Source organism: Ureibacillus massiliensis 4400831 = CIP 108448 = CCUG 49529, assembly GCF_000772965.1.
Classification (GTDB): domain Bacteria; phylum Bacillota; class Bacilli; order Bacillales_A; family Planococcaceae; genus Ureibacillus; species Ureibacillus massiliensis.
The window spans coordinates 1-12,806 of record NZ_JPVQ01000013.1; the positions used below are offsets into that span (position 1 = coordinate 1).

10 protein-coding genes and 1 pseudogene are annotated in these 12,806 nt (G+C 34.7%); 8 read left to right on the forward strand and 3 right to left on the reverse strand.

Going from position 1 to position 12,806, the window contains the following annotated elements; all coding sequences use genetic code 11:
* Positions 1 to 45: 45 nt before the first annotated feature.
* The 3 genes and pseudogenes from CD30_RS08640 to CD30_RS08645 all read left to right on the forward strand — a co-directional run.
* Positions 46 to 406, forward strand: a pseudogene (locus CD30_RS08640) (ATP-binding protein); the annotation flags it as partial.
* A 76-nt stretch (positions 407 to 482) separates the two neighbouring features.
* Positions 483 to 704 carry a topoisomerase DNA-binding C4 zinc finger domain-containing protein gene (locus CD30_RS19760; RefSeq protein ID WP_235802030.1) on the forward strand — a complete coding sequence of 74 codons (222 nt, stop codon included), beginning with the start codon at positions 483 to 485 and terminating at the stop codon, positions 702 to 704.
* Positions 705 to 733: 29 nt separating this feature from the next.
* Positions 734 to 1,483, forward strand: coding sequence for a hypothetical protein (locus CD30_RS08645; protein ID WP_036175384.1), 750 nt, complete (start codon positions 734 to 736; stop codon positions 1,481 to 1,483).
* Between the two features lie 232 nt (positions 1,484 to 1,715).
* Here CD30_RS08645 and CD30_RS08650 read toward each other — a convergent pair whose 3' ends face one another.
* On the reverse strand, positions 1,716 to 2,546 hold the full coding sequence (locus tag CD30_RS08650) for a nuclease-related domain-containing protein (protein WP_036175387.1): 831 nt from the start codon (positions 2,544 to 2,546) through the stop codon (positions 1,716 to 1,718).
* A 434-nt stretch (positions 2,547 to 2,980) separates the two neighbouring features.
* Positions 2,981 to 4,087, reverse strand: coding sequence for a type I restriction endonuclease (locus CD30_RS08655; protein ID WP_036175390.1), 1,107 nt, complete (start codon positions 4,085 to 4,087; stop codon positions 2,981 to 2,983).
* Between the two features lie 269 nt (positions 4,088 to 4,356).
* Between CD30_RS08655 and CD30_RS19450 the strand changes: the two genes are divergently transcribed.
* The gene (locus CD30_RS19450; protein WP_052126111.1) at positions 4,357 to 6,909 is read left to right on the forward strand and encodes an AAA family ATPase; all 2,553 of its coding nucleotides are present in this window, start codon (positions 4,357 to 4,359) and stop codon (positions 6,907 to 6,909) included.
* A gap of 1 nt (position 6,910) precedes the next feature.
* Positions 6,911 to 7,939: an McrC family protein gene (locus tag CD30_RS08665; protein WP_036175392.1), complete on the forward strand. Its 1,029-nt coding sequence runs from the start codon at positions 6,911 to 6,913 to the stop codon at positions 7,937 to 7,939.
* Positions 7,940 to 8,469: 530 nt separating this feature from the next.
* Here the strand turns inward: CD30_RS08665 and CD30_RS08670 are convergent.
* Positions 8,470 to 8,970 (reverse strand): hypothetical protein, encoded by a 501-nt coding sequence (locus CD30_RS08670; RefSeq protein ID WP_036175394.1) that lies wholly within the window; start codon positions 8,968 to 8,970, stop codon positions 8,470 to 8,472.
* Positions 8,971 to 9,266: 296 nt separating this feature from the next.
* On the opposite strand from CD30_RS08670, the gene CD30_RS08675 reads away from it, so the two are divergent.
* From CD30_RS08675 to CD30_RS20540, 3 genes are read left to right on the forward strand one after another with little or no spacing between them, the layout of a single operon-like run.
* A complete protein-coding gene (locus CD30_RS08675) occupies positions 9,267 to 11,198 on the forward strand; it encodes a hypothetical protein (protein ID WP_088350745.1) in 1,932 nt (643 codons plus the stop codon).
* Positions 11,188 to 12,033, forward strand: a complete 846-nt coding sequence (locus CD30_RS08680; protein ID WP_052126112.1) for a hypothetical protein — start codon at positions 11,188 to 11,190, stop codon at positions 12,031 to 12,033. The genes CD30_RS08675 and CD30_RS08680 overlap by 11 nt, the downstream gene beginning before the upstream one ends.
* Positions 12,034 to 12,036: 3 nt before the next feature.
* Positions 12,037 to 12,801, forward strand: a complete 765-nt coding sequence (locus CD30_RS20540) for a DUF6339 family protein (RefSeq protein ID WP_235802031.1) — start codon at positions 12,037 to 12,039, stop codon at positions 12,799 to 12,801.
* Positions 12,802 to 12,806: the final 5 nt, after the last annotated feature.

Sequence of the window (12,806 nt, forward strand, 5' to 3'; positions counted from 1 at the left end):
CTGTACAAATTCTTTGCACTAGTCTGCACTTTTATTTTGCAATAAACAGCAGTGTCACCACTTGTAAATCAGTTAAAGGAAAGCCGTTCTGAAAGAACGTTACGTTCATTTGAATTGAGGTTTGAAAAGTATTTATTTAGTGATTATAGATGAGCTAGGTTATATTTCTTTTGATAAAGAAAGTGCAAAATTATTATTTACTCATCTTTCCCTACGTGCAGGGAGAGCATCTACAATAGTTACGAGTAATTCATCATTTGATCGCTGGGAAGAAGTAATTCATGATTTAGTTTTAACAGCAGCTTTAACAGACCGATTAACACATAGAGCTTATATGATAGACACGGTTGGACCATCTTATCGAATATTAGATACAAAAGAATGGCTTGAAAATAGTTCGGTTTAAGTGGCTCAGTTTTTAATTAATAAATGGCTCAATTTTTACTTGCGAAATACAAACAATTAATCAAGCTCTTGATTGTTTGGTTATTGAAGATAAAAAAGAGAAGAAGCATCTGAAAAAACAACATGTCCACACACTAAAAACTAATCTTAGAAGTCAAAAAGTAAAAGAAACAGAAAATATCAAGCAAAACTCGTGTTCTAAATGTGGTGGAGAACTAATTCTTAAGAGGGGGAAGTATGGTTCGTTTTATGGGTGTAAAAATTATCCGAGTTGTAGGTATACAAAGAAAGTTTCTTAAAATAATAAATGTCAATTGTGGGGGAAGAGATGGAAACAAACAGTGGTAAGAATTTTCGAGATTCACTAATAATTGATCGATATAGTACAGAATTCAAACATTGGCGTGGCTTGAAACTAGAACACCTAAAAAGTGAAAATAGTGAAGATGCAATAACTTGGAATGTGTTCCGTAGTTTAAAACAAATCGATCCGAAAAGTTGGTTACCGAACATCTTTGTTGAAACTTTTCAAAAAGAATTTGGATATAAATTGGATTTCATTGATATCCATCTATGGAGAAAATTGAATCCATCTTCCAACTATAAAACTCCTGAAGGTACATCTGAAATTGATATTATTATAGAATCAGATGAGTTTGTATGGATAATTGAAGCAAAATATAAGAGCGATATTAGCATGAGTACTACCCATGATGTAAATAGAAACCAAGTTATCCGGAATATTGATGTAGGTTTGGAATATGTAAATGAAAGAGATTTTTATTTTTCATTACTCATTCTTGATGGAAAACATTCGTCAAAAGGTGTAGCTGTTACAAATGAATATAAACATTCTATCAATAGAATTATGGATGAGCTACCACATCGAAATCATGAATTATCAAAACTTCTTGGTATCGGTATATTAACCTGGGATAATTTTTTAGAACTGTTCGATGAAATAAGTAATAATACTAACAATGAGTTAGAAAGAGTTATTGCTGGCAGTGCTTATTCCTGGTTAAATGGGAAAATAAATATCAAAACACGTAAGCATAATAATGGTGTTAAAATGTAACATGAGAAGAGAATGGATTTTATAAAAAACAAGATAAGGAAATTCTTAAATTGCTAAGTATATCAGACATTAAACCTTTTTGTTTAGAGGTTTTAAACCATGGGCAACCAAATCACCCTTTATTTCGTAATTCAACCTCATACCAAGGCCTTATGTCTGCTATAAATAAGGAAGCAGGAACACTCACATAGTTGTCTCTGCTTCTTTATTAATGTAACCAGTAGTGTATTTTCTAAATATTTTTCTGATGCTCAAAACAGTAGATATTTCCACTAAATTTTTTATTGGACAAGCAAAATGTCTTCACTTTATCAGAAACGGGCTTTTGACATACGAAACATTTATTATCTTCTGACTTTTTTGCACTTTCATATTTCTTATTCTTTATATTCTCAACATGTTGTTTTCGAATTTCTGAATCAGAAATATTGGCATCTAACAAAGTGTTGTAAATGGATTCAATATCTTGATCTGATAAGATGGGTTTTTTATGTACTAGCTTATTGATTGCAACTTTCCGATTGATAAACTCAGTCAATTCAATATCATAAACGACTAATTCATTAGATTGGATTTTTCTTAATTCCTCATCAATCTTAAATGTGCAGCGTTTTGTGAAAGAAACCATGGATATAAAGAATTCATGATATTTCAAATCTATACTATTTTTAATAGCCTGTATATGACCGTAGTTTTGAACTAGGGGACTCATCATTTTAAACTTCCCATTCACTAACCACGTTTTTCGATTTTTCCCTCCATAAATCGTTCCCTGATAATTTTTTGTTTCAATAACAAATATGCCATATGGTGTGATCATCATATGGTCAATTTGAGAATAACCTGTAGATGAATATGTATTCTGAATCATCAAGTCACTAATATGTTTATAGTTTTTGGGAAACTGATCGAGCTGTATATCAATTTTATACTCACCAAGTTCACCTTTGCGGTTTGCCCAATACTCATCATCCATTTTCGACTGATTGGTATTTATTGTAGTTGCTACTGCAGTATCTTTTAGTTCTTGTTTCTTTTTACCGAAGGGAAAGAAAAAGTACATTAAATCACCTCATTTTCTAATGTTTGCATTGAGTTATGTAATATATAACTAATCTCCGACCAAAAGCCTAAGCTCCCAACCATTTGATTTCAATTTTAGCAATGAGTGAAGCATCAAGCTTAATATAGGCGATAGAAGGGATCATTATAGCATACCCAAATTTTAACATAAAAAGTTAGTAAGGTGCCTCTTTATGATAAGAAATACTAGTAATATTTTCTAGTAAAAGTATATTTATATAAAAAAAGTATTACTCATTATTCAAGGAATTTTCATCTTGTATGCAGGGATACGAGAAGAGTTTTATAAGCTTCAAAGAAGTGAGGTGCAAAATATTAAATACCGCAAATAAGAAATTAAAAAAAGCTACTAGTTCAAAAACTAGTAGCAATGTAAAACATTCAATTTGGAAGCTATCAATAACAATCCATTAATCAAGTATACTGTTTAGCTGTTTCTAAAATTTGTTCTTGATAATCAATTAAATCAATAGGTTGATTAAATTCGATTGTTGTCCGCTCCTTATCATTAGGACCGTTATTTAATACAATATAGTTTCGGTTTTCATTGAAATATGCTCGAAGTATCCATTTACGGATACTGTCGTCAATTAAAATATTGAAATAGCTTCGGTTATCACGATAGAAAACCCGATCTGGCGAGATTACGTCTTTCAAAATCACCTTAACTACGGAATAGGTTTCTAATTCTTCTATTGTCGTAACTATTGTATTTGTTTCCTCATGTTCTTTTTCGTTTTCCTTTTCATTTTCACTAGGCGTTACTTCCTTTGAATCCGGTAATGTAATATTAATTTTATTATCACCCGTCGATTTTAAAGCTGCGTTCAATTTATCATTTACTTTTTCGTTAATAATTTGTTTTAATCCTTTTGAAATGATTGGGGTAAACTTCTCAATTGTATTTTTTGTTTTTACACCATCATAAATTTGGTTAACTAGATATCTAATGAAATCTTCACTAGGGTTCTCAAACTGCTCAGATAAATAAGTTTTTAAAGCATTTAAATATTTAAGTTCTGATGCAGCACTAGCAATGTTATCAACATCGAATGTTTCTTTCCTAAATTTAGCAATTTCCTGAACTTGGCTATCACGTAATTCATGAATATTGAATACAAAGAATGGTGTCGTATCCATTTTGTTTGTTTCTTCTAAATCAGTGAAAAATTTATATTCTACACCATTAGTTAAAATCCCGAATTTGGCTGAGGTTGTACCGAAATAACGGAAGAGTTGAGAGTCGTGTTTCGTAAGTTTTTCGCTGATACTCTTACATTCAATTAAGATGATAGGTTCTCCATCCATTAAGATGGCATAGTCAACTTTTTCACCTTTTTTAATACCTACATCTGCAGTAAATTCCGGGCAGAATTCTAATGGGTTGAACACATCATATCCTAAAAGTTGAAAGAAAGGCATAACGATAGCCGTTTTTGTTGCTTCCTCAGTTGCAATTGAATCTCTTAATGTTCCAATACGTTTTGCTAAACTTTTTAACTGCTCCGTAAATTGCTCCACTCAAAATACCTCCATAATCATTATGTAATATAACCTGATTTAGAATTAAAAATTTGTTTATAACTCGTTATTAATAGCTTCTACATCTTAAGGAAAATGTATTCTCCTTTTACAAACTTTAGAACTATCTCCAAGGACTTTTGAATAGGTACAGTGTGTTTAAGTACGGGTATAGAACATCATATTTTCTACATTTTCTAGTTGGTTTTAGTCCACAATAGAAAAGTTGATTATAATTATAATAATAAGTCTAAATCTGAGGTGGAATGATGAATCGAGATTTTATACAAGCATGTATATTAAAAGATAAATATTTGGATATCTCTTTCTCAAAATATCTAAAGTTCAAAAACCATGAGGAATACGATGAAGGGTACAAATATGATATTTTAACTAGTTTAAATAACTACTTTAAAGAAATTGAATTATCTACAGATACAGTGGTGGAAGCTGCAAAAAAGTTACAGAAAGAAAACCCATCATCAGGTAGTTTCGTTCACTGGAGCAATACACAAGATTTAGTTCGCTTTGCTGAAGCTCGTCCGGATGAGGTAGCTATACTTTGGAACAAGCTTATTGATAAAACAGAATCTCTTGAAAAACGAATTGAAGCATTTCGACAAGCGGGACGTGAATATGATGCCAATCTATCACTAGGGGCACCGCTTTTTGGGTATATGTTAGCAGCCTATGACCTGAAGAAATATCCTTTATATAAAGAGGAAGTTTTTAAAGAAGTAAAGAAAAACTTTGGAATCAATATGAAATTGGGTTTAGTTCACGAAAATTACTCTACGTATGTAGAAATCTGTGAGGTCATTCTTGAAAAAATGCAAGAAAATCACCCAAATATCTTTATGCTCGATGTCCAAGATTACCTTTTCTGTAGTACGCAATATGATGAAATCATTGTTGAAAGTGCTGTCGTTTATTTGAGTGGCTTAGCAAAAAAATTGAGAGAGTATCAACAGAATCCAGGGGAGATGTTACAAGCTCTAAAGGATATCCCACTAGAAGTGCTCAAATCAACACGTGAAAAATACCGCGGGGAAGAAAAGGTGAAAAAGATTCGCTTTCACGTGTTAGATCAATTAATTGAAACAGGGAACCTTACAATTGATGAATTAGAAAAAGTTAAGGATCAGGTGAAGGGAAATTACGATACAAACATTTTGCAGGCGTGGAACAATTTCTCTATTATCTTCGAATTATTCTATATCGATAAAAAAGAAAAGGTTAAGCTAGAACAACAGAAGATTCATGAAGCCATTCAACGATTTGACGTATGTTCAGACATCGTGTTTGTAAAAGGGAAGGTTCTAAATGGGTTCAATTGGAATCAATACTTTGGAGGTTCGGAATGCTGGTTAGCATTGTATGAAGATAAATATGTGAATCATCGGGTAGCACCTCAATTATTCGTAAAAATCGATGGGGAACGGATTCGATATGGATTAGCATATGGTGACCAACATCCACTACGAGGCACTGAAGATATTGATAGTGTATACCAGATAAATCAATTTACATTAGAACAGCTAAACCAAAAGATAGTAGATGTTATTGAATTGTTTAAAGAAACTAGTAATACAGAAAGGTCATCCAGTATGAATGATTCTGAAATTAGTATAGAAGTGTGGAAAACACTCGTTCATAATAAAACCATTTTTACGGTGAGTGACCTTGAATACTTAAAGGTTATGCTGAATCTAGGTGGTGCAGCTACTGCTAGTCAGCTAGGCCAAGCATTAAACAGGCATTACTCTTCATTTATTCCAGCAGTAGTAAACCTAGCGAAACGAATTTTAAAAGAACTCGGTCAGCATCCTGAGCAAAATAAAGAAGGGGGAAATTCATATTGGTCTGTATTGTTTAATGGAGAATATGTTGAAAACAGCCACTTTTCTTGGATCTTAAAGCCCAATTTAAAAGTTGCATTAGAGGAGTATTTTGCATCCACTGATAATATTGAAAACACCATTTATACAAAAGAGAATTTTCTTCGTGATGTATTTATTGATGAAGCTAAGTACGATAAAATTGCAAACTTACTTCGATATAAGAAAAACATCATTTTACAAGGACCACCCGGTGTAGGGAAAACCTTTGTATCTAAGCGTTTAGCATATTCTTTAATTGGCGAGATAGATCCGAATCGCGTTGAACTTGTTCAGTTTCATCAAAATTATGCCTATGAAGATTTCGTGATGGGGTATCGTCCAAGCAACAATGGTTTTTCATTACAATACGGTATCTTCTACGATTTTTGTAAGAAAGCAGGGGAGAACCCTGAAAAGGACTACTACTTTATTATAGATGAAATAAATAGAGGGAATGTTTCAAAAGTATTTGGTGAGCTATTCATGCTGATAGAAAAGGACAAGCGTGATGATTTTGTAACGATGGGATACTCGAAAGAATTATTTACTGTCCCTAGTAATGTTTATTTAATAGGTACAATGAATACAGCTGACCGTTCATTGGCACAGTTAGATGTAGCTTTAAGACGTCGATTTGGTTTTGTTACATTAAATCCAACATTTAATGAAAAATGGCAGAACCATTTGCTTCAAAATGGAGTATCAGACTTACTAATGAACCGTATATTAGCAGCGGTTACCAAATGGAATAACGAAATTATAAGTGACTTTCAATTGGGAACAGGCTTTGCAATTGGACATTCATTTTTCACGAGCTCTTTAGATGAGATGGAAGAGACTGTTTGGTTTGAAAACGTAATCGAATTTGAGATTCGCCCATTGTTAGAAGAGTATTTCTTCGATCGATTGGAAGTAGTAGATCGGTTGTTAGAGGGTGTCTAAAATGTCCCAAACATTTAAAGTACCGATTCGCAATTTGTTTTGCCTTCTCAGCTATGTCAATGAAATGCCTGAGTTGATCAAAAGTTTTAATGATGTAGATGAAGATCTGATATCCTATGACTTTATTGCAAAACGATTTTTGAAAGAGGTAGAGTTCCTTCATCAAAAAGGATTCATAAAAAATTATGTACCATTGGTGGAGCAGACCGATAAGCTAGCAGGACGGATTTTAATGAACGAATCGCTCAATCTTTTATTGGCTAAACGCCCAATCATGGTCTGTGAAAAAGATGAGTATTCAATGAACATTCTTTTTAATCAGGTCATGAAAGCCACATTAACAATGCTTTCACGAAATCGACTAATTAAAGAAGAGACACGGATACGTTGTTATAAGTGGGTTGAACATCTTGCACAAGTCGAGGATATCAAGCTAACAAAGCAAATGTTTTTAAGAATCTCCTATCATCGCAATAATATCTACTATAAAAAAATGATGCATATCGCGTTAATGCTATATGAGTTAGTGTTGCTTTCGCACAAGAGTGGTAATTGGAGTTTATTTACCGCAGAACTTGATGATGGGGCTTTAAACCAATTGTTCGAGAAGTTTTTATTCTATTTTTATCGTATTGAGCAACAGGACTACCGAGTTTCCGTAGAACAAATGCAATGGAAACTAGAAGGGAATCAAAGCCTTTTACCTACGATGCGTACGGATATTTCACTTACACATAAGTATGAGAAACGAAAAATCATCATGGACGCAAAGTTTTATAAAAACGTCTTCCAAGAATATTATGGCAAAGCCTCTTTTCATAGCCACAATATGTATCAATTATTTACGTACTTGATGCATCAGGAAGATGATATTCAGGTGCGTGGAATTCTCATTTATCCGTTCAATGGTAAGGAGGTAAAAGAGTCGTATCGTTGGAGTGAGAGGGTTTCATTAGAGGTTTTAACAGTTAATTTGGATGAATCTTGGCGGAGTATTTATGGGAAGTTGATTTTTTGTTTGCTAAAATGAGAGTTGTTAAATGGGGATTGAGGAATTTGTGTTTGGGTGTTAAGTTAAGATTACAACAGGAAAGATTCTTGTTATAGGAATAAATATTTTGTATAATATAGGAAGTAAAAGTGGAACTTAAAAGAGACTACTTGATGCTGTAACATCAAGCGGTCAATATAATAGTCGGTCCCTACAAGGGGATTGGCTGCATTAGGTATCGATAACCCATCTGAGCCGTTAACTCAAGGATGGGTTATTTTTTATGGTTTGATGATAGTATTGATACAATCAATGCTGCGAATGCGACTGCAAACATTAGTGTTTCAAATACTGTCACAGGACCACCCCCTTTCAAACGTGGGGAGTAGCCAACCACCCTCGAGCTACCAAACTATTACAAATAAATTATAGCACGTATGTTCTTATTGGAAAACTATCTATACTACTACTAGTAAAATGTAAAATAGAGTAAATTAACATTTTCCAAATGTTTATACGGGGAGATTAACCTTATGTAAAAACAACTATTTATTATGTCCATAAAACCGTTAATTAGTCTCGTATATAATGTTTAATATCCCAATTATCTCATCACCCGACAGTTCATATGCAGTACCGTCAATAATAGCACCACCATCTATAGTAGTAAAAACTCCGGCGTTAGCAAGCGAAATACCGCTACCTTCATCAAACGGAAAGTCTAGTATGATCTCCTCTAAGCCATTGTATTGAGCTAAGTCTACCGAAGTTGGTTTTAGTTTTCCTTGCAATGTTACATATGTATCTGTTTCACTTGTCCATTGTGGGTTTTCTACTGTAGTAGCAATTAATTCTTTGAAGGTATAATCTTCATCGTAAACATTTGAATTTTGAATTTCACGGATGTTCCCATCAAAAAGAGAAGTTACTTCGTTTACTTTTGAACTAGCCACGTTAACTACTTCTTCTCCTTTCTCTAATAAATCCTGTCCTTTTTCAAATGTTTCTTCTACAGAACAACCATATAAAGTAGTTGTTAGAGTAGAGAATAGTATTATTCTTTTAAACACTAGGTGCATACCTCCGATTGTTTTTTCACGAATATGGATAATTATAGTAAATAATATACAAATCTGTATATATCTTATTAGCTTTAAGATTCCCTAGTTTAATTAGTTAAAAGATAAGCCTAGAACCATTTCTAAAGTAATTCACCAGAAAAATCCTCACTTAATAGATAGAATGGTATTGTTCAAGTTCTTATTATTTCTAACAACACTGGCAATCTATCCCTAATTACTACCAGATCTAATTTTGTTATAATATTACAATAGTCATAGTACGATAGTATGGAAAGGGGATCGACATGCAACCTTATTGGAACTTCCCCGCAGCAGCTGGTGGGACGATTAATTCCATCAATAATGCAGGGATTGAGACGTTTAAAGGGAATGAGTTGGATTCGTTGACGCGTGAGATTTGTCAAAATTCACTGGACGCTATAAAGGATGAAACCAAACCAGTAGTAGTGGAGTTCAAAAGTTTCAAACTCTCGAACAATCAGTTCCCACAACGAGCGGAATTATTAGAAGCATTCAATAAATGCGAAATCACTTGGGAAAACAAAAATCCAAAAACAGAACAGTTCGTTGAGCAAGCAAAATACATATTAAACGATACCAAAATACCGTTCTTAAGAATTAGCGACTTTAACACGAAAGGATTAGAAGGGGCACAAACAGGGGAACTTGGTACACCATGGAGTTCATTAATAAGAGAAGCAGGTTCTTCAAACAAAGGAGATAGCTCAGGTGGAAGTTTCGGAATTGGAAAGTCCGCTCCTTTTGCCAATTCGAAGCTCCGAATTTTATTTTACTCGTCACAAGATCAATCAAACTATCAATCTCACATTGGTGTAGCTAACATCATGTCATTTGAAAAACAACCTGGCCAAATTACTTTAGGAACGGGTTATTTTACGAACAATGAAAACTCGAATGCTATACCAGGTCTGATTAATTTAGATTCAGGCTTTAATCGCCAAGAATCAGGAACGGACATTTTCGTCTCTGCCTTCCAACCAAAAGATCAAAATTGGATAGAAGCAGTTCGTAACTCTGTGATTTTCAACTTCTTCATTACAATCTGGCAAAACAAACTGGTTGTGAAAGTGGAAGATGAAATCATTTCACACGAAAACATTGGCTCACTCATTGCACAGCTAGATGGTACAAAAGAAGATTACCGCCATGTGAAGAACTACTTTAGACTATTAACTTCTGAAGATAGTATTCAAATTTCGTATCCGGCGAAATCTTATAAAAAGATTGGTAACTTTGATGAAGGCGAAGCAACCCTGTATATCATGAAAGGTGAAGATCTGAATCGGCGTGTGCTCATGACGCGTAAAGCGGGGATGCGTTTGTTCGAACAAAATCGTATCAGTGGAAGTATCTCCTTTACTGGAATCCTTATTATCACAGGTAAGCACATGAACCAAGTGTTTAAGAAAATGGAAAACCCAGCCCACACAGGTTGGGAGCCGAACCGTTTTGAAGAAGCGCCGAAAGAAGCAGATACAGCCTTTAAAGACTTACGCAGATTCGTTCGCGAAACAGTGCAGCAAACATTCCAGGCTGAAACGACAGACACAATGGATGCCTTTGGTTTAAGCGACTTCCTACCTGACACGACAACAGTGGAAGGTGAAGGGGATGATAAGAAAGAATCTCTAACGCTGAAAATCAAATCTATTGCTCAAAAGAAAAAGGAAAAATCAAAAAAGAAACTAAAGAAAAAACAACGAAAAGAAGACTTCGAAGACACGCTTGCTGAAGCGGGCATCACTCCAGAAGGCGATCAAGCAGGCCATTCCGATGATGAACGTGATGAAGGTCTTGGTCAAGGTGGCGGAACTGGCAATACTCACGGTGAGCAAGGCCCTTCTGATGAAGGTACTGGTGGAGCACAAGAAGGTAAAGGCGAAAAGGAAAAAAATAAACCAATTGATGTGGAAAAACGTTACGTATGCCTTCAGAAGAATGAAGGGTTATATCGTGTAAACATCAAACCTGAGAAGAAATTCGAAAAAGGGAAACTTGAATTCAAAGTATCAGGTGAACAAAGTGATTACATCTTGCCAATCCTTGATGTTCAATCACCTGACATCCAAGTGACAAGCATTGATAAAAATGTAGTACGTTTTATCAACTTAACAGGTAAGAAACCAAAAAATATTAAAGTAAAAGTAGATTACGAGCAATACTGCGTGATGGAGGTGGACCTATATGAAATTTAATAATTCATTCCCATACCCAGTGCTCTCCGTAGAGAACGATGATTATATTGGCTCGAAGTTTGAAACAACAGTTGAAGCACAGAAAACATTTGGCCAACTTTATATCAATCTAAACTGTAATCTTCAAGACAGTAAGATTGCGAGTCTTATTAATGAAGGAAAAGCAAAATACGCTTTACACGTGGAGTGCCCACAAACAAGTTTCCGTAAAATCTATCAATCGGATGAAACAAAAATTGTGGCAAACATTCCTGAAAATCTGTTGCGCGGAAAAATCGATGTGCATCCATTTATCTTGGCCAATGAAACAATTGAAGAATATACAAATCCAAACTTGAATGATTTCTATTCTGATGCAACGATCACCTATGAGAAGGGGAACATTCTAGCACTTGGTGAAGCAGTTGAGGTCACTCTATTTGAAGAAGACTTGGAATCACAAAACTTGCCTTCCATTGTAACGGTTCGCCGATCAGAAAGCGCGAAGGAATTGGTCGTTTCACTCAACTCACCACAAATTATTATTGAGTTACCAAAAGCGATTTACGATCAATACGCAATCAATTCAGGTTCGCGATTAAAGGAAACGATCCTTTCCGTGGTGATTTTGCCGAGCCTAATGGAAGTGTTTTACACATTAAAAGAAGATAGCGCGGACTACAGCGAATACAAATGGTACCAAGTCCTTGAGCAAATCTTCAAAAAGAACAACATTCCATTAACACAAGTCATTGATGGAACGATTCCTGTTCTTCGCGCAGCTCAAATGGTCCTACAAAACCCATTAGAAAAAGCATTCAACGAAATCCAAAAACTAAACGAAGGGATGGAATAATCAATGAAAATCAAATTTTTATCTGAAGACGCCCTACAAGACCTTCGTGTAAATTTTGAAACCTATAAAGAGCACTACTATAAGCGGGACGATGCTTGGTTTGATGAGTACTTTGGTCAAGAGGGGCGATTACTAGAGTCGAAGATTGAGTTTGAGAAGCCTGAACTACATATGGGGGGAGATTACTTAGTTAGAGATTATGAAAATGTGAAAATCGTCTATGAATCATTGAAAGATCTACCAGTTTCTTTGGCAACACAAGAAAAGCTCTGGTCTGGCCTTGCCCATGTGTATTTCCGCGACTACATCTATTACCGAATTGCGAAAGACATTGAAAAGAAAAACGATACACGTATCAAATCTGCCATGTTCTTTGAAAACGGTGCGAAACGTTCGTTGTTCGTCCACGCACTAGCTCGTCTATGGTGGGTAGGATACATGACATATGATGAAAACAATCAAGAAAACCCATATTGGTTAACAGAATTCTTCTGCTCAGCGGACTTCTCAGCACGTTGTGTCGTGTTCTTTTCAAGTAACTTCACATCAAACCGTGCGATTACTAAAGGGATTTTACGAGCACTGATTGCTCTGCGTGATGAGGGTGTTGTTATTAAGCGTGATCATTTTGTTGAATCGACTAAGTACCTTAACATATCCGGTGGGGCCTTGGTGCTTGATCTTCTAGAAGAAGATGAGGTGAAAGAGATGGTAGAGAAGAGAATAAAAAAAGTATTTGATGTAAAAAAAGTAGTTGTAATTAGTTAAATCAC

Excerpts from the sequence above, each read along its gene's own strand:
- CD30_RS08650 (WP_036175387.1), bottom strand. The coding sequence starts at position 2,546 with ATGTACTTTTTCTTTCCCTTCGGTAAAAAGAAACAAGAACTAAAAGAT.
- CD30_RS08665 (WP_036175392.1), top strand. The coding sequence starts at position 6,911 with ATGTCCCAAACATTTAAAGTACCGATTCGCAATTTGTTTTGCCTTCTC.
- CD30_RS08645 (WP_036175384.1), top strand. The coding sequence starts at position 734 with ATGGAAACAAACAGTGGTAAGAATTTTCGAGATTCACTAATAATTGAT.
- CD30_RS19450 (WP_052126111.1), top strand. The coding sequence starts at position 4,357 with ATGAATCGAGATTTTATACAAGCATGTATATTAAAAGATAAATATTTG.
- CD30_RS08680 (WP_052126112.1), top strand. The coding sequence starts at position 11,188 with ATGAAATTTAATAATTCATTCCCATACCCAGTGCTCTCCGTAGAGAAC.
- CD30_RS08675 (WP_088350745.1), top strand. The coding sequence starts at position 9,267 with ATGCAACCTTATTGGAACTTCCCCGCAGCAGCTGGTGGGACGATTAAT.
- CD30_RS20540 (WP_235802031.1), top strand. The coding sequence starts at position 12,037 with ATGAAAATCAAATTTTTATCTGAAGACGCCCTACAAGACCTTCGTGTA.